This window comes from Streptomyces endophyticus (assembly GCF_035798155.1).
Lineage (GTDB): Bacteria > Actinomycetota > Actinomycetes > Streptomycetales > Streptomycetaceae > Streptomyces > Streptomyces endophyticus.
In genome coordinates this window covers 107,153-123,043 of record NZ_JAOZYC010000088.1, presented here as the reverse complement: position 1 = coordinate 123,043, position 15,891 = coordinate 107,153, and the positions used below count along the sequence as shown (strand labels likewise).

The window sequence follows — 15,891 nt, the reverse complement described above, 5'->3', positions numbered from 1 at the left end:
CAGAGGAAACAGGCCAGCCGTGCCCGAGCCGTACACAGCAGGGATACGAACAGCAGCGGCACGCTGTCCGCGACCGCGGCGAGCACGACGCCGAGGCTGCTGACCGCGCCCGTCCGGCGCGCGGCAGCAGCCCTGGAGGGCAGGCCCCCTCTCTTCTGCCCTCCAGGGTTTGCCAAGGGCCGCGTGCCGCACCCTCGTTGGTGGGGCGACGGGCTGCTCGGCATCCGCAGGCGGAACCGTCAGTCAGCTGTCCTCATCGGCCGGAGCCCTCGCATCGGCCGGGGCCAGTTTCGTGCAGTCCCGGTCGCGGATGGTCGCCGCGTTCCAGACGTCCAGCATGTTGCCGGCGTACAGGTGGTGGATGGTCTTGTCCTCGATCCGCGCGGTGACCTCGTCGTTCTCCTCCAGTGACGAAGGGGTGAAGTTGGCGCTGCCGGTGAAGGTGACGTACCGGTCCTTGCCGAGGTAGTTCCCGACGATCGTCATGTTCTTCCCGTGCGTGCCGTGCTCGCGCTGGGCGGCGCGGAAGCCGCGGATCTGCGGACCGGTGTAGCCGCCGTCCTTCTTGGTCAGCGCCTCGCACGCCTTCTCGGAGAGCTGGTTGACCACGATCTGCACCCCGCATCCCGTCCGCCCCATCTCCCAGAGCTTCTTGGCGAGGTCCGTCTTCGCGAGCCACCAGTGGTCGATCCGGATCAGCGCCCCCTTGTTGCAGTCCACGCCCTTGAGGATGTTGACGAATGTGTTGGCGCCCTGCCGCGGGTGGAAGTACGTCTTGACGTTCTTGTACGTGGCCGGCTTGCCGCCCTTCGTGTTGTAGTAGTCGTCGTTCTTGGTCTCCGCCCGCAGGTCGTAGAAATAGTCGTGCATGCGGTCGTAGAGGCCGTCGTTGCCGACCCGCGTGTAGGCGCTGTTCCAGCCGCCGGTGCCGCCCACGGTGTCGTCGCCCGTGAGGTTCGCGGTCGTGATGAAGGTGACCTTGGACTGCCGCAGGGTGTTGGAGAACAGGGCGAACTTGCTGTGCTGGTACGCGGAGCCCTTGTTCCCGATGCACCCCGAGCCCTTGGAGCAGAGCTTCGCCCAGGTGGAGTCCTTGCCGTCGTTCTTCATCGCGTCGTCGAAGCCCCCGTAGATGTCCGGGTGCTTGTTGAGGGTCCGATAGTCGGCGATCACCTTCACACCCACGCCCCTCTCGGCGGCATCGGTGAGGCTCGCGGCTACGTCCTCGTCGCGGAAGAGGAAGGTGCTCAGGTAGATCGAGCCGTGTTCGGATCCGTCGATCAGACGGATCAGCTGGTCTTTGACCTCGGTGCCACCCGGCTTGCTGAACACCGCACTTGTGCCGAGGTCCGGCGGCGGCGCCGCTGTCACGGTGGTGGGCGCGCTGAGCCCGAACGCCGCGAGAATTCCGGCAGCGACGACAAGGAGAAGTCTGCGCATGCCGGTCACCTCTGAATCTGTGCTGCCGCGTCGGTGGCCGGTGCGGAGCGCGGCGGGGTCGTCGTACCACCCGGTTCGCGCGCCACGGTCGTGCGCACGACCGTGAGGGCCGTGGTGATCTTCGGACGCATGACGGTGAGCATGAGCAGGTCTCCTTGTCTCCGTGCGCGCGGCCGTCCCCACAAGGGCGGTCACGCTTGGTCGTTCGGTCGTCCGGCCAGGCTCGTGACGCGCACCCGCGACCCGCAATGTGTTTCGGCCTGGACCGAACCATGCGGACGGGGGAGTCTCTCTGTGCCTTGTAGGCTCTCCCGGCTCGCGGCATTGGGTGTCCTTGTTGACCAGCGACTCTTCGTCAGTCTCAAGTTGAGGACACTGGCGGCCTGTCTCACGACTACGGTATTTCCTCGATCGCTTCGTGGTGTTTGGTCCAGGTCGACCGGGCCCGTACTGAGTCAGTGCGCGAGGCAGATAATCCACTGCTGATCATGGTTGCGTCGGAGAGCTTCGCAGGGTGACCGTCTCAGGCCCCCAGCAGGCCGGTGACGGTACGGGTCCACTGGGGGAACACTGGCGGTCAGGCGAGGTCATTCCCGCTGACGTGGGGCGCGGTCTTCAGCGACGTCGATCCGATGACCATCTGTCACGGGAGGACTGCGTCTCGACTCAGCCTCGTTCCTTCGACGCGTTGCCCTCGATGACCTCGACGACCTTCTTCGCCGTGGCTTTGGCCGAGCCCGGGTTCTGGCCGGTGACGAGAGTGCCGTCGGTCACGACGTAGGAGACGAATGGCAGTGTTGCCTTCTCGTAGCGTGCGCCGCGCTGCTTGGCCTTCTCCTCTGCGTTGTAGGGGACCAGCTTGTCGACGCGGGCGAGGACCTCCTCGGTCCAGGCGAATCCCGTCATCTTGCGGTCGGCGATGAGGTAGGAGCCGTCGGAGAGTCGGGTGTTGAGCAGGCCGCAGTAGCCGTGGCAGACCGAGGAGACGATGCCGCCGCGCTCGTAGATCTCGCGGGTGATGCGCTGCAGTGCCTCGCTGTCGGGGAAGTCGTACATCACCGCGTGACCGCCGGTGAAGTAGATCGCGTCGTACTCGGAGGGGTCGATCTGGTCCGGGCTCGCCGTGTTCTCGAGCAGCGCCATCTTTCCGGGGTCGGCGCGCCAGGTCTTGGCTGTCTTGTCGTAGTTCGGGAACTTCAGCGATCGCGGTTCGAGAGGCACCGCGCCGCCGGCCGGGCTGACGAGCGTCTGCTCGTAGCCGTGTTCCTCGAAGACGTGCCAGGCGTGCGTGAGCTCGGAGAGCCACAGGCCCGTGGTGTGGGACGGGTCGTCGTAGTGGCCGACGTTGGTGACGACGTTGAGGATGCGCTTGGTCATGACTGATCTTCCTTCATGCGGACCGGGACGGCCAGGTGACGGGCCGTCGTGGCCGGTGGTCGGTCAGCGGACGCCCAGGGCACGCAGCGTCTTGAACGCCCGGGTCAGGAGCCGCGCCCACTGCTCGTAGTTCACCGCGCCGGGCGGGGTGAAGCCCTGGAGGCGCTGGTGGGCGACGGTCTGGGCCTCGGTGTACTTGAGCAGTCCCTCGGCGCCGTGCCGGCGACCGAGGCCCGAGTCGCCCATGCCGCCCATGGGGGCGTCGATGCTGCCCCAGGCGGCGGCGAACGCCTCGTTGACGTTGACGGTGCCGGCGTGCAGCCGTCCCGCGACCTTGCGGGCCTCGGCGCCGTCGCGGCCCCAGACGCTCGCGTTGAGGCCGTACGGCGTGGCGTTGGCCATCGCCACCGCCTCGTCGACCGACCGGTGGCGGTGGATCGACACCACCGGGCCGAACGTCTCGTGGTCGAACAGCGTCATCTCCGGGGTCACATCGGCCAGGATCGTCGGCTCGTAGAACAGCGGCCCGAGGTCGGTCCTGGCCTTGCCTCCGGCCAGCACGGTCGCGCCTTTCGACACGGCTTCGTTCACGTGCGAGCTGACGGTCTCGAGCTGCGCGGGGGTGGTCAGCGAGCCCATGTCCACCGAGAAGTCGTAGGCCGCACCCAGGCGCATGGACCGGACGCGTTCGACGAACGCGGTGACGAACGCGTCGTGGATCTCGTCGGCGACGTAGAGCCGTTCGATGGACACGCACAGCTGGCCGGCCGAGGGGAAGCAGGCGGCGACGGCGCCGGCGGCGGCCTTGTCGATGTCGGCGTCGGCGAGGACGACCATGGCGTTCTTGCCGCCGAGCTCCAGGGACGCGCCGATCAGCCGCTCACCCGTGTCGCGCGCGATCCGGCGCCCGCTGGCGGTGGAGCCGGTGAACATCATGTAGTCGCCGCCGGCCATGAGCGCGTCTCCGATGGAGCTGCCACGGCCGACCACCATCTGCCAGACGTCGGCCGGCAGTCCGGCCTCGCGCATGAGGGCCAGTGCCCACAGCGCGGTCAGGGCGGTCTGGGTGTCGGGCTTCTGTACGACGGCGTTGCCGGCCATCAGGGCCGGGATGGCGTCGCCGGCGGCCATGCTGAGCGGGTAGTTCCAGGGCGAGATGACGGTGACGACGCCCTTGGGATGCCGCAGTTCGGTGGTGTGGGTCAGCACCGGGATCGCGCCCTTGCGGCGCTTGGGTGAGAGCAGCCGCTGTGCGCTGCGCGCGTAGTAGCGAGCGGTGATCGCGATGTCGCTCACCTCGAGGAACGCGTCCCGGCGGGTCTTGCCGCTCTCGGCCTGCATCAGGTCGAGGGCCTCCTCTTGCCGTTGGAGGACGAGGTCGTGGAAACGCAGCATGATGCGCTTGCGGTCGGCGACCGGGGTGGCTGCCCAGCCGGCCTGGGCGGCGCGTGCCCGGGCGAAGGCGTCCTCGACGTCGTCGGGGGTGGAGACCGGCAGGTCCGCGAGCGGTGCGCCGGTGTACGGCGAGGTCGTGGTGACCCGCTGGGCGCGAGCACCGGCGGCCACCAGGGTGGCCAGGCGGGCGATCCGGGCCGGCGTCAGCGAAGGAGGCAGGGCGGTCTGGACACGGCCGGTGTTCGTGGTGGTGGTCATCTCGTCCTCAGCTCCGGTCCTGGATGGAGGTGGGCACGGGCATGTGCAGCGCCAGCTGGCCCTCGGTGGTGACGTCGAGCTGGATCGTCCGTATCGGCTTCAGTGACCGCAGGTCGTCGCTCACCCGGCCCTGACCGAGCTGCAGGTCCAGGCCGCGGGGGAAGCGCGTGGTTCCCGAGGAGAGCATGTTGATCTGGCTGGTCGTGGAGTGCCAGGCGCCGTCGATCGTGGTGTAGGAGGTCAGCGTCGAGACGTGCTCGCCGCTGGGCCGGGCGGTCTGCTTCGGGGTGGGCGCCGACAGAGCGAGGTCGAGACCGCCCCGGTCGTTGGTGAGCCTGGCGGAGGTGCGGTCGGTGTCGATGTCGACGTCGAGCCCGGCGACCCACTTGGGGAACCCGTAGCCGTCGTGGCCGCGCACCTGCGCGATCTCGGTGTTGACCGGAAGCGAGAGGACGTAGGAGTGCAGGCAGTCGTTCTTGAGCCCGGTGACCAGGTCGAGCAGGCCAAGCCCGCCGTGCCGCGCCGGCTTCACGGCGACGCCGACCGCGGCCTCGGTGTAGAAGTCGATGTCGCACACGTCGTAGCGGAAGGTCATCACGGAGACGATTCCGAGCCCCGGGGCGAGCTCGAGCGGGTCCAGCTCCCGGGGCAGGCGGGCCCGGATCGCCTTGGTCGGCGCGAGCATCGTGAGCCGGGTCGTGGAGATGCGGTAGTAGAAGTTCGGCGTCAGCGTGGGTCCGATGCGGGAGTCCACGCGGTTCTTCGGCATCCGACGGAAGAAGTCGACGCTGCTGACCCGCGGGTCCCGCTCGACCTCGTCGAGGTCGGTGTCCATGCGGAACCGGTCGTAGAGGCCGCCTTCAGGGACGGTGACGAGACGCCCTCCGAGATCGACCTCTACGGTCCGGTCGGTCAGGTTGCCGGTTGATGACATGGGCTCTCTCCTCCGATGTGAGCGGCGCTAACACCGAGGGTCGCACGGGATGTGAGCACCGTCAACAATGAATGGCGCGAGGCGTGCGAGGGGCGGGCAGTGCGCGTCAGGAGCCGACCGACGCGATGGCGAGGAAGGCGCCGCGCACCCGGTTGGCAACCTCCTCGCCCGATGCGGCCTGCAGCTTGCCGTCGAGGTACAGGGAGGCCAGCCCGTGCGCGAGTCCCCAGCCGGCCGTCGCCAAGGCCGAGGCGTCCGCGTCGGGGAAGACGCGGTCGAGTGCGTCGGCCAGTAGCTCATGCAGGGCGTCGGCGGCCTTGATCCGCTCGTCGTCGGCGTCGTCGCACGGCTTGCCGAACATCACGCGGAACAGGGCCGGGCGCCGCAGTGCGAAGGCGACGTAGGCGACGGCGAACTCGGCGAGGTCTGGGAGGGAGGCGGGCAGGCCGCGCCCGCCGTCCAGATCAGCCAGCAGGTCCCGGAAACCCTCGACGGCCAGCGCGGACTCCAGGGCGTCGCGGTCCTTGAAGTGGCGGTACGGCGCGGTCGGCGACACGCCGGCCTGGCGTGCGATGGCGCGCAGCGAGAAGGGCTCGCCGCCCTCCAGCATCTCCATCGCGGTCGACAGCAGCGTCGCCCGCAGATCGCCGTGGTGGTAGCTGCTCTTCTCTGATGTTGACATCGCTTACTTCGCCCTCCTATGCTTTGTTAGCACCGTAAACATACCGTACGCTCGAAGGACCGAGACTCGATGTCCCCACGCACGGATGCGCGCCGCTTCGACGTTGTACTCCTCGGCGCCACCGGCTTCACTGGCGCTCTGACCGCCGAGTACCTCGCGGCTCATTCCCCTTCCCGAGCCAGGCTCGCCCTGGCCGGACGCAACCAGGCCAAGCTGGAGGCCGTTCGCGACCGGCTCGTCCGGATCAACCCGCAGCTGGACGACGTTGCGCTGCTCCATGCCGACTCCTCCGACCCGCAGTCCCTGGCCCGCGTGGCCGAGTCCGCACGGGTCGTGATCAGGGTGTACGTCGAGCACCACGCCACCGCCGAGCGGACCGGTGCCCGCATCGTTCACGCCTGCGGCTTCGACTCGATCCCGCACGACCTCGGTGCGCTCTTCACCGTCCAGCAGCTGCCGTCCGATGTACCAGTGACCCTTCGGGGAGTCGTCCGCACCAACGCCACCATCTCCGGCGGCACCCTGCACTCCGGTCTCGGCCAGCTGTCGCGACCGCGCGCCATGCTGCCGGCCGCGGCCGGACGCCGCCGTCTCGAGCCGCGACCGCACGGCCGGCAGGTCCGCACCCGCATCGGCCGCCCCCGTCGCGACCGCACGCTCGACACCTGGCTGATCCCGCTGCCCACGATCGACCCCGACGTCGTACGGCGCTCCGCGCTCGCCCGCCCGGACTACGGGCCCCACTTCACCTACTCCCACTACGCCGGGGCCCGACGCGCCGCGACCGTCGCCGGCACACTGGCCGGCTTCACCGCAGCCCTGGCAGCCGTGCAGATCCCGCCCCTGCGCCGCGCCATCGGCCGGCGCATCCCCCAAGGAGAGGGGCCCTCTGCGGAGCGGCGCGATCGCACCTGGTTCACCGTCGACATCGTCGGCGAGGGCGGCGGTCAGAGGGTGCACACCCAGGTCAGCGGCGCAGACCCCGGCTACACCGAGACAGCCAAGATGCTGGCCGAGTCGGCGTTGTGCCTCGCCTTCGACGACAACCCGCCCACCGCCGGCCAGGTCACCACCGCCACCGCAATGGGAGAGAACCTGCTGCGCCGACTCGGCGGCGCCGGCATCTCCTTCACCGTGATCACCTCGCAGACGGCGACCCATGCCGGACGCTGACAAGGGCGGCACCAGCACGCCGATCGTCCTCATCTCACCGGCGATGGCCATCGGCTCCCGCTACTACCGTTCCCTGGTCGCCGAGTTCGAGCGACACGGGTGGCAAGCCCGAACGCTGCGCCGGCGAGGCTTCGAGCGCGGCGAGCCACGAGCGAGCCGACGCGAGGACTGGGCCTACCGCGACGAAATCGACGACATCGCGCACGCCGTCGCCGCCGCGCGGGCGCAGTCACCCGCACAGCCCGTGCTCCTCCTCGGTCACAGCCTCGGGGGACAGCTCGTAGCCGGACACGAGCTCACCCGCCCGCCGGCCGACGGGGTGATCACGGTCGCCGGCGCGATCCCGCGCTACCGGCACTACCCCTACGGGGGGCTCCACGTCGCTGCCATGGCGGCGCTGATGGTCCCGGCGATGACAGCGGCGTTCGGCTACCTCCCGAAGCCGGCCTTCGGCGGCCCCGGGGCGCGCACCCTGATGCGGGAATGGGCCCGCATGGTGCTCACCGGCCGACCGCCGTACGCGGCCGACCAGCCAATCACCACCCCTGCCCTCGTCATCAGCCTGGGCGACGACGCGTTGTCGCCGCTCAAGGCGGTCGACGACCTTGCGCATCGCCTCTTCTCGTCCACCTCGGTGACACGCTGGCACCACACCAGCGACCAGGTGCCCGAAGGGGCGACCCACGACCATGTCGGCTGGGTCCGCACCCCGGCCACGGTGGTCGACCGCATCGTCACGTGGTGGCACGACGCCGCTCGCAGTTGAGTTGTCGTCACCACCCGCACCATCCATCTCAAGGAGACCAGAGCCATGCAGACTGTTCTCGGCGCCGGCGGACCGATCGCCGACGAGCTCGTGAACGAGCTCCACCGCAACCACACCAAGGACATCCGCCTCGTCAGCCGCAAGCCGGTGAGAGTGAACGACACCGACGAGCTCATGGCCGCAGACCTCACCAACGCCGACGCCACCAGCCGAGCCGTCGCGGGCAGCGACATCGCCTACCTCACCGTCGGCCTGCCCCTGGACTCGGAGCTGTGGGAGCGACAGTTCCCCGTCATGATGCGCAACGTCATCGACGCCTGCGCCGAACACGGCACGAAGCTCGTCTTCTTCGACAACACCTATATGTATCCCGGAACGCCGACGCCCCAGACCGAGTCGACAGCATTCGCACCGGGCGGACGCAAGGGACGGGTCCGCGGAGAGCTCGCCACCATGCTGCTCGAGGCCATGCGCGCCGGACGGGTCGAAGCCCTGATCGGCCGAGCGCCCGAGTTCTACGGTCCCGGCCGGACGACGAGCTACACGAACTCGCTGGTGTTCGACCGGATCAAGGCGGGCAAGCGGCCGTTCGTCCCCATCGACGCCCATGCCAAGCGTTCCCTGATCTGGACCCCCGACGCGAGCCGCGCTCTCGCCCTGCTCGGCAACACGCCGGATGCCTACGGCCAGACGTGGCACCTGCCCATCGACCCGGACCGGCCGTCCTACGCCCAGCTCGTCGAGATCGCCGGCGAAGTCACCGGCCGCAAGATCGGCTACACGGTGCTGCCGATGCTCGCCTTCCGCCTCGGGCGCCGCTTCGTCAAGCCGCTCGACGAGATGTACGAGCTGCTCAGCCGCTACCGCGACGACAACATCTTCGACAGCTCGAAGTTCGCGGCCCGCTTTCCCGACTTCCAGATCACGAGCTATCGGGAGGGCGTGGAGCGGATCCTCGCCGGCTGACCCGCCGACGACTCCTCTTGCCGGTCGACTCGTGCCGCGATGCCGAACCGGCGCCGGTACTCCGACGGCGCCACGCCCGTGGCGCGCTGGAACAGCCGCCGGAAGTTGGACACGTCCAGGTAGCCGACGCCGAGGGAGATCTGGGCGACCGGCTCGTTGGTCAGCTCCAGCAACTCGCGTGCCTTCGCGATGCGCGCCGCCTGGACGTACTCCGTCGCCGTCAGGCCCGTAGCCTCCTTAAACCGCCGCTGGAAGGTGCGCGGGTGCATGGCCGCGATCCGCGCAAGGTGCTCGACGGAGTGCGGCTCGTCGAGGCAGGCGTGCAGCCGGGCCTGCACCGCGCGGATGTCGCTGTCGCCGTGCTGGAGCCGTGGCGTGAACTCCTGGTAGAGGGACTGCCGCCGGCGCGGTGGGTCGGCGAGGACGAAGCGTGCCGTGTGCAGCATGACGCTGGGACCGAGCATCCGGTCGACGAGGGTGAGGCCCAGGTCGACCCACGCCAGGATCCCCGCGGCCGTCATGATGTCGACGTCGTCGATCACCATGCGTGAGGGGTCCACCCGAACCTTCGGGTATCGGCGCGCCAGCTCCTCGGCGAACGCCCAGTGGGTCGTGGCATCCCGGGAGTCGAGCAGGTGCGTCTCGGCGAGGAGGAAGACGCCGGCGCACACGGCACACAGAGTGGTGCCCTGGGACCGGAGTCCGACGAGCCAATCGGTGAGCTCGCCGGCCGACGTCATCAGCTCGGGTACGACGAGGCTCGGCGGGATGATGACGTGGCTGAGCCGGTGCGCAAGCTCAGGATGAGTGTCCGAGGTGCACACCATGACCGGCCCGTCGTCGGTGGCGGACACCGTCCAAGTGCTGACCCGGATCACGCTCGGCGGGTCGGCCGACTCCACGGCGTACTCGCTGGCGACACGGAAGATGTCCCGAAGGCCATGGATCGCCGACACCTGACAATCGGCGTACTCCAGCAGGCCGACCTCACCGACGACCCGCGCTCCGGTCTCGTCGATGTGTGGACCTGTCGCGGTCGGGCTCATCGTGTCTCCTCGAAGTCCGTGGTCGGCACAGCGATGGGCGGCAGACCCCGTCGAGTCTGCCGCCCATGTTTCTGGGTGCGGTCACTCCTGGTGGAGCGCCTCCCGCAGCGTGTCGACGGACAGCTTCCGTGCGACGTTGGTGGCCGGGGTGTCCCGCAGGCTGTCCAGCAGCATGAAGTCGTGGACGGTCCCGCTGATGCGGACGGCTGTCACCTCGACGCCGGCCTCACGGAGCTTGTTGGCGTACAGTTCGCCTCCGTCCCGCAGGACGTCGGCCTCCGCCGTGATGACGAGAGCGGGCGGCAGCCCCTCGAGGTCCTCCAGGGTCGCCCGCAGCGGCGAGGCGTACTTCTCCTCACGCTTGGTCTCGTCGGTCGTGTACGCGTCCCAGAACCACTTCATCCCGTCGCGGGTGAGGTAGTAGTGCTCCGCGAACTGGTGGTAAGACTGCGTGTCGAAGTCCGGCCCGGTCACGGGATAGAGCAGGATCTGCGCCTTGAGCGCGAGCCCGCCGCGGTCCTTGTTCATCTGTGCGAAGACCGCGGACATGCAACCGCCGACCGACTCGCCGGCGACGGCGACGCGGGAGGTGTCGAGGCCGTGCTCGGCGCCGTTCTTCTGCAGCCACTGACCGACGGCGTAGTTCTGCTCGACCTGCGTCGGGTACCCCTTCTCGGGCGCCCAGTCGTAGACCGGGAAGACGCCAGCGGCTCCGGCTCCGACGGTGAGCTCGCGGAAGAGGCGGTCGTGGGTCTTGTCGTCGCCGAAGACCCAGCCGGCGCCGTGGATGTAGAAGACAACGGGCAGCGGGCCCGTGGTGCCCTTGGGCTTGATGATGCGGGTGCGGACGGTGCCCCACTCTCCGGCGTCGACGTCGACCCACTCCTCGTCGACGTCCGGGCGCTCGACGCCCTCGCCGTTCTGCAGGTCGCTGAGGATCTTGCGCCCCTCTTCGGGCGGAAGCTCGTAGATCCGCGGGTGTGGGTCGGTGGCGTCGGCGAGCTCCCTGGCCTCGGGCTCCAGGTACGGCGTGGTGGGGGCTGGAAGGTCAGTCATCGCTGGTCCTTTCCTCGAATGCCGGTCGCTTGCCCCATCGACGCTACGGACGGTCCGCATCCAGGCCGAGTGCCGCGAACGACTCTCTTCGAGGTGATCGCGACACCCGTGCCGAGATGCGGCCTGAGGAGCGGAGAATCGGGCGAGCCGAGAACAGGAGACCTCGGAGTGCGGCCCGTCGGAGCTCTCACCTCAGCAAGTCCCAGTCGCAGCGCAAGCGGCTCCGCCCATGGGTGCTGCTCGTGAATGGACATGGCGCATCTCCAGTGGAGGACTCCTCTTCCCTTCAGGGTCCGATTCGTCGGTGTTGATCGCATTCGGTGATGCGGGGTGGGAGCGGTGTACGCATGCGCACGGAGCGGGCCCCGCAGAGTCGCCGCTGGGTCGTCTGACGTCTGGGGGATCGCCTGATGAACGCCACCCCCACCGCTGACGCCCAGCGAACCGAGCAGTCCGAGGATCGCACTGGCGGCTGCCTCTGCGGTCGCCTCCGCTTCACCGCCCTGGGCCCTGCAGCCTTCCCCCACACCTGTGCGTGTGAACACTGCCAGAAACTTGGCGGTACGCCCGTGATGTGGTGGGTGGGCTTCAAGACGATCAACTGGACCGGCGAGGGTGGTGAGCCAACCTGGTACGCGACCTTCCCCGGTGAGGCGAAGCGCGGCTTCTGTCCGACCTGCGGCAGCCGCGTCGCGGCGATCGACAGCGACATCCCGGAGGGCTGCATCGAGATGTTGAACGCGAGTGGGAGCGGTTCGGCGAGGTTCGCGGGTGTGGTGCGCTCCCGGTGAGGTGCCGCCGGGCTGTGTCTGTGCCGACCCCATTACGGAGCGGCGCGCCCAGGCTGACGCTTCGTGCGATGGCGGGCGTGACCAGGGAACCCGCGGGGCCGCGTCGGCCGGGGCGGCGAGTATGTGCGGTTCTCCGCGATCGCCATGCACACGCGGGCCACGCCCGGCGTGTAGACCATGGACAGGTCGTCACGGTTGCGGATGGGGTGCTTGGACTGCATCTCGATCTTGCCGCCGAGGTGCATGAGGAACGTACGGTCGGAGACCTTCCCGAGCGTGACGCCCTCGATGCCGAGGCGGTCGGCGTCGGAGGAGATGACGTCGAGTGCGGTGACCGAGCCGCCCAAGGTCTCCACGGTGGCGGTCAATTGCGACACGGTGCCGCCGCCCGCGGGGACTTCGAGCGGATGGTGATCGCGTAGGAGACGCTGGGCGCGCTCATCGGATCGTTCCTCGTCTGGTGCGTGGCGCCGGGGCGGTCAAGGCCCCGTGGCCAGGTAGGTGTTGGTGGGTGGGTCAGTTGTCGGCGCCGACCTTGGTGGTGTCGAGGGCTGCGGGCGGCGGGGGCGGCGTCCTGTCCTTGTCCGGGTGCAGCACGGAGTGGGCCTGTTCGGCGTCGAAGTCCTTCTCCCACTTGCCGATCACGATGGTGGCCACCGCGTTGCCGAGGACGTTGATGAAGACGCGGCCCTCGTTGAGGATGCGGTCGACGCCGACGATCAGGGAGAGGGCGGCCAGCGGGATGTGGCCGACCGCGGTGACGGTGCTGGCGAGCACGATGAACGCGCCGCCTGCGATGCCCGCGGTGCCCTTGCTGGTGAGCATCATGACGCCGACCATGACGAGCTGCTGCTGCCAGGAGAGGTCGATGCCCATGGCCTGGGCCAGGAACATCGAGGCCATCGTGAGGTAGACGGCAGAGCCGTCCAGGTTGAAGGAGAACCCGGAGGGGATGACGATCCCGACGACCGGGCGGCCGACGCCGAGGGTCTCCAACTTGCGTACCAGTTGCGGTAGGACGGCTTCGCTGGAGCAGGTGCTCAACGCGACGAGGAGTTCGGTCTTGAGGAAGCGCATGAGACCGAACAGGCTCAGCCGGCAGGCCCGCATGATGGCGCCGAGGACGACCAGGACGTAGACGACGCAGGTCGCGGTGAACAGCAGGATCAGGTAGGCGAGTTGCTTGAGGCTTTCGGCTCCGTATGTGGCGACCACCATGGCCAGGGCGCCGAAGGTGCCCAGCGGCGCCAGGCGCATCACCCAGCCGACGATGCGGAACACCACGTCGGACAGGGCCTTGATGCCGCGGGTCAGCGGGGCGCCGTCCTCGCCTGCCATGTTCAGGGCCACGCCGAAGACGATCGAGACCATGAGCGCGGCCAGGATCGCGTCGCCCGTGATCGCCCCAAGGAGCGAGGTGGGGATGAGGGAGGAGATGAAGCCGGTGAAGGTGGCGTGCTCGGTGGCCGTCTCCGGTACGTCCTCGGCGCGCAGCGTGGAGGGGTCGACGTTCAATCCTGCGCCGGGCTGGAAGATGTTGGCGACCGCCAGGCCGATCAGCATCGACACCAGGGACAGCACCAAGAAGTAGCCGATCGCCTTCACACCGATCCGGCCGGCCTTGCGCAGGTTGTCCATGGAGGCGATGCCGGTGGTGACCACGCAGAAGACGACCGGGACCACGATCATCTTGACCAGTGCGATGAACCAGTCGTTGAGCGGCTTCAGTTCCTCGCCCATGCCCGGTGCGAGCAGCCCCACGGCTATACCGAGGACGGCGGCCAGGACGACCTGGAACCACAGTTCACGCAGCAGGCGGTTCAGCCTGGAGCGGGGTGGGCGGTCGGTGGCGGCGGTGGATGTCATCGTAGGTGCTCCCTTGCACGACGATCGTGTGTTGCCCTGTCCCGTGGGGTGCCGGGAACGGTGCGCTGCGGCTCGACGCCCCCGGGGTCGTACGTGGCGCGTGGGTGGAGCTGCGCCGGCGCGACGGCGCCCGCCTCGGAGCGGGCGCGCGGTCGCGGTGCGGTGAGGCTCAGCTGTGCAGGGCGCGCAGCACCTTGTAGAAGGCGGCCTTGCCCTCGAAGCCGATGCCGGGGATATCGGTCAGGCCGACCCGGCTCTTCTCGACCACCGCGTTGTCGGCGAAGCCGCCGGTGGGCTGGAACTCGCCCGGGTAGGACTCGTTGCCGCCGAGCTTGAGGGCGGCCGCGATGTGCAGCGAGAACTGGTGACCGCCGTGCGGGACGCAGCGCCGCGAGGACCAGCCGTGCTGCCCCAGCATGTCCTGGATGCGCAGGTACTCGGTCAGGCCGTAGCTGAGCGCCGGGTCGAACTGGAGGGTGTCGCGGTCGGGGCGCATACCGCCGTAGCGGATCAGGTTGCGGGCGTCCTGCAGCGAGAAGAGGTTCTCACCGGTGGCGATCGAACCGGCGTAGTGCTCGGCGACGGTGGCGTTCAGGTGGTAGTCGAGCGGATCGCCGATCTCCTCGTACCAGAACAGGTTGTACGGCTCGATGGCCCGCCCGTACTCCAGCGCGGTCGCCAGGTCGAAGCGGCCGTTGACGTCGACGGCCAGGCGGGAACCGTCGCCGTCCAGGACCTCGATGACGGCCTCGATGCGACGCAGGTCCTCGGCCAGGTCGGCGCCGCCGATCTTCATCTTGACGACGTCGTAGCCCTGGTCGAGGAAGGAACGCATCTCGTTCTGCAGGTCGACGAGCGTCTTGCCGGGGGCGTAGTAGCCGCCGGCGGCGTAGACGAACACCGAGTCGTCCGGCTGGCCGTCGCCGTGGCGTTCGGACAGGTACCGGTAGAGCGGCTGGCCCGCGATCTTCGACGCGAGATCGAAGAGGGCCATGTCCACGACGCCGACCGCGACCGAGCGCTCGCCGTGCCCGCCGGGCTTCTCGTTGCGCATCATCACCTCCCACGCCCTGGCGGGATCCAGCTCGCCGGCCTCGTTGAGAAGGCTGCCGGGCTCGGCCGCGGTCAGGCGGGGGAGGACCCGGCGGCGCAGGATCTCGCCCGCGCTGTAGCGGCCGTTGGAGTTGAAGCCGTAGCCCACCACTGGCTTCCCGTCGCGGATGACATCGCTCTCGATCGCGACGATCGAGCAGTCCATGGAGGAGAAGTCGATCCACGCGTTGCGGATCGAGGAGCTGATGGGGACGACGCCCTCGTACACGTTGGTGATCTTCAAGGCGGCGGCCTTTCTCGTAACTTATAAGATGTGACGGCTGTTAGAGTGAGTGGCGCCACCGGGGGATGTCAAGGGGTGGGGGGATCTCGGGAAAGGGAACGGTCAAGAGGCCATGCCGAGCCAGAACATGTTCCTCAGCAAGAGCGACCTCGCCTACGCGGAACTGCGCGACCAGATCCTCAACGGAAGCCTTCCGGCCGGATCCCGGCTGGCGCAGTACGACCTCGCCGAGTCGCTGAACATGAGCATCACCCCGCTGCGTGAGGCGATTCGCCGCCTGAGCAGTGAGGGGCTGCTCACCGTGGAGACCCACCGTGATGTGCGGGTGTCGACCATGACCGCCGACGAGGCCCGTCAGCTCTTCGAGGTTCGCCTCTCGCTCGACCCCACGGCGGCGCAACTCGCCGCCAAGCGCCGCACGGAGGCGGACATCACCGCGATGCGGGCGGCCGTCGACCAGTTGCTGCCCGTGACCCGCCAGTGGGGCGAGGGAGCCCTGGCCGCCCACCGCGTCTTCCATCAGACCCTCTACCGGGCCTCCCGCAACGATGTCCTCATCAAGATGCTCGACGACCTGTGGGACAAGTCCGACCGCTACCGGCGTCTCGGCCTCGATCTGCCGCCCGGCGACGAACCCCGCACCCGGGACCTCGAGGAACACCGCCGTCTGGTTGACCTCATCGTGGACGGCCAGGCAGACCAGGCCGCCCAGCTCATGCACGACCACATCGCCAACAGCCTCACCGCTACGGCCATCAGCGCCCTAGAGGGCCGCGAGAAACGGTCGTAACCCGCGCGGGGCACG

At 68.8% G+C, this 15,891-nt stretch carries 15 protein-coding genes and 1 pseudogene; 5 read left to right on the top strand and 11 right to left on the bottom strand.

The window, feature by feature from the left end:
- Positions 1–243 precede the first annotated feature (243 nt).
- The 6 genes from OKJ99_RS11435 to OKJ99_RS11410 all read right to left on the bottom strand — a co-directional run bounded on the left by OKJ99_RS11435 (position 244) and on the right by OKJ99_RS11410 (position 6,086).
- Entirely contained in the window at positions 244–1,440 is a 1,197-nt protein-coding gene (locus tag OKJ99_RS11435; protein WP_326015853.1) for a phospholipase D-like domain-containing protein, read from the bottom strand.
- 5 nt (positions 1,441–1,445) lie between these two features.
- The gene (locus OKJ99_RS11430) at positions 1,446–1,583 is read right to left on the bottom strand and encodes a hypothetical protein (RefSeq protein WP_326015852.1); all 138 of its coding nucleotides are present in this window, start codon (positions 1,581–1,583) and stop codon (positions 1,446–1,448) included.
- 523 nt (positions 1,584–2,106) lie between these two features.
- Positions 2,107–2,817 (bottom strand): type 1 glutamine amidotransferase domain-containing protein, encoded by a 711-nt coding sequence (locus tag OKJ99_RS11425; protein ID WP_326015851.1) that lies wholly within the window; start codon positions 2,815–2,817, stop codon positions 2,107–2,109.
- Positions 2,818–2,880: 63 nt separating this feature from the next.
- Complete coding sequence (locus tag OKJ99_RS11420) at positions 2,881–4,470, bottom strand: succinic semialdehyde dehydrogenase (RefSeq protein WP_326015850.1); 1,590 nt, start codon at positions 4,468–4,470, stop codon at positions 2,881–2,883.
- Between the two features lie 7 nt (positions 4,471–4,477).
- Positions 4,478–5,404, bottom strand: coding sequence for an acetoacetate decarboxylase family protein (locus OKJ99_RS11415; RefSeq protein WP_326015849.1), 927 nt, complete (start codon positions 5,402–5,404; stop codon positions 4,478–4,480).
- 106 nt (positions 5,405–5,510) lie between these two features.
- Positions 5,511–6,086: a TetR/AcrR family transcriptional regulator gene (locus OKJ99_RS11410; protein ID WP_326015848.1), complete on the bottom strand. Its 576-nt coding sequence runs from the start codon at positions 6,084–6,086 to the stop codon at positions 5,511–5,513.
- A gap of 69 nt (positions 6,087–6,155) precedes the next feature.
- Between OKJ99_RS11410 and OKJ99_RS11405 the strand changes: the two genes are divergently transcribed.
- From OKJ99_RS11405 to OKJ99_RS11395, 3 genes are read left to right on the top strand one after another with little or no spacing between them, the layout of a single operon-like run.
- Complete coding sequence (locus tag OKJ99_RS11405; RefSeq protein WP_326015846.1) at positions 6,156–7,259, top strand: saccharopine dehydrogenase family protein; 1,104 nt, start codon at positions 6,156–6,158, stop codon at positions 7,257–7,259.
- Positions 7,246–8,025, top strand: coding sequence for an alpha/beta fold hydrolase (locus OKJ99_RS11400; RefSeq protein WP_326015845.1), 780 nt, complete (start codon positions 7,246–7,248; stop codon positions 8,023–8,025). Before OKJ99_RS11405 ends, OKJ99_RS11400 begins: the two co-directional genes overlap by 14 nt.
- A 45-nt stretch (positions 8,026–8,070) precedes the next feature.
- The gene (locus OKJ99_RS11395; RefSeq protein WP_326015843.1) at positions 8,071–8,991 is read left to right on the top strand and encodes an NAD-dependent epimerase/dehydratase family protein; all 921 of its coding nucleotides are present in this window, start codon (positions 8,071–8,073) and stop codon (positions 8,989–8,991) included.
- Here OKJ99_RS11395 and OKJ99_RS11390 read toward each other — a convergent pair.
- Positions 8,955–10,037 carry a GlxA family transcriptional regulator gene (locus tag OKJ99_RS11390; protein ID WP_326015842.1) on the bottom strand — a complete coding sequence of 361 codons (1,083 nt, stop codon included), beginning with the start codon at positions 10,035–10,037 and terminating at the stop codon, positions 8,955–8,957. The genes OKJ99_RS11395 and OKJ99_RS11390 overlap by 37 nt on opposite strands.
- Positions 10,038–10,118: 81 nt before the next feature.
- Complete coding sequence (locus OKJ99_RS11385; RefSeq protein WP_326015841.1) at positions 10,119–11,093, bottom strand: alpha/beta hydrolase; 975 nt, start codon at positions 11,091–11,093, stop codon at positions 10,119–10,121.
- A 410-nt stretch (positions 11,094–11,503) separates the two neighbouring features.
- On the opposite strand from OKJ99_RS11385, the gene OKJ99_RS11380 reads away from it, so the two are divergent.
- On the top strand, positions 11,504–11,884 hold the full coding sequence (locus OKJ99_RS11380; protein ID WP_326015840.1) for a GFA family protein: 381 nt from the start codon (positions 11,504–11,506) through the stop codon (positions 11,882–11,884).
- 128 nt (positions 11,885–12,012) lie between these two features.
- Here OKJ99_RS11380 and OKJ99_RS11375 read toward each other — a convergent pair.
- The 3 genes and pseudogenes from OKJ99_RS11375 to OKJ99_RS11365 all read right to left on the bottom strand — a co-directional run.
- Positions 12,013–12,326: pseudogene (locus OKJ99_RS11375) on the bottom strand (NAD-dependent malic enzyme); the annotation flags it as partial.
- 74 nt (positions 12,327–12,400) lie between these two features.
- Positions 12,401–13,750, bottom strand: a complete 1,350-nt coding sequence (locus OKJ99_RS11370) for a cation:dicarboxylate symporter family transporter (RefSeq protein WP_326015839.1) — start codon at positions 13,748–13,750, stop codon at positions 12,401–12,403.
- A 169-nt stretch (positions 13,751–13,919) separates the two neighbouring features.
- Positions 13,920–15,086: a mandelate racemase/muconate lactonizing enzyme family protein gene (locus tag OKJ99_RS11365; protein ID WP_326015838.1), complete on the bottom strand. Its 1,167-nt coding sequence runs from the start codon at positions 15,084–15,086 to the stop codon at positions 13,920–13,922.
- A 112-nt stretch (positions 15,087–15,198) separates the two neighbouring features.
- Here OKJ99_RS11365 and OKJ99_RS11360 point away from each other — a divergent pair, with 112 nt between their 5' ends.
- A complete protein-coding gene (locus OKJ99_RS11360) occupies positions 15,199–15,876 on the top strand; it encodes a GntR family transcriptional regulator (protein WP_326015836.1) in 678 nt (225 codons plus the stop codon).
- Positions 15,877–15,891 lie beyond the last annotated feature (15 nt).

Excerpts from the sequence above, each read along its gene's own strand:
- OKJ99_RS11435 (WP_326015853.1), bottom strand. The coding sequence starts at position 1,440 with ATGCGCAGACTTCTCCTTGTCGTCGCTGCCGGAATTCTCGCGGCGTTC.
- OKJ99_RS11430 (WP_326015852.1), bottom strand. The coding sequence starts at position 1,583 with ATGCTCACCGTCATGCGTCCGAAGATCACCACGGCCCTCACGGTCGTG.
- OKJ99_RS11425 (WP_326015851.1), bottom strand. The coding sequence starts at position 2,817 with ATGACCAAGCGCATCCTCAACGTCGTCACCAACGTCGGCCACTACGAC.
- OKJ99_RS11420 (WP_326015850.1), bottom strand. The coding sequence starts at position 4,470 with ATGACCACCACCACGAACACCGGCCGTGTCCAGACCGCCCTGCCTCCT.
- OKJ99_RS11415 (WP_326015849.1), bottom strand. The coding sequence starts at position 5,404 with ATGTCATCAACCGGCAACCTGACCGACCGGACCGTAGAGGTCGATCTC.
- OKJ99_RS11410 (WP_326015848.1), bottom strand. The coding sequence starts at position 6,086 with ATGTCAACATCAGAGAAGAGCAGCTACCACCACGGCGATCTGCGGGCG.
- OKJ99_RS11405 (WP_326015846.1), top strand. The coding sequence starts at position 6,156 with ATGTCCCCACGCACGGATGCGCGCCGCTTCGACGTTGTACTCCTCGGC.
- OKJ99_RS11400 (WP_326015845.1), top strand. The coding sequence starts at position 7,246 with ATGCCGGACGCTGACAAGGGCGGCACCAGCACGCCGATCGTCCTCATC.
- OKJ99_RS11395 (WP_326015843.1), top strand. The coding sequence starts at position 8,071 with ATGCAGACTGTTCTCGGCGCCGGCGGACCGATCGCCGACGAGCTCGTG.
- OKJ99_RS11390 (WP_326015842.1), bottom strand. The coding sequence starts at position 10,037 with ATGAGCCCGACCGCGACAGGTCCACACATCGACGAGACCGGAGCGCGG.
- OKJ99_RS11385 (WP_326015841.1), bottom strand. The coding sequence starts at position 11,093 with ATGACTGACCTTCCAGCCCCCACCACGCCGTACCTGGAGCCCGAGGCC.
- OKJ99_RS11380 (WP_326015840.1), top strand. The coding sequence starts at position 11,504 with ATGAACGCCACCCCCACCGCTGACGCCCAGCGAACCGAGCAGTCCGAG.
- OKJ99_RS11370 (WP_326015839.1), bottom strand. The coding sequence starts at position 13,750 with ATGACATCCACCGCCGCCACCGACCGCCCACCCCGCTCCAGGCTGAAC.
- OKJ99_RS11360 (WP_326015836.1), top strand. The coding sequence starts at position 15,199 with ATGCCGAGCCAGAACATGTTCCTCAGCAAGAGCGACCTCGCCTACGCG.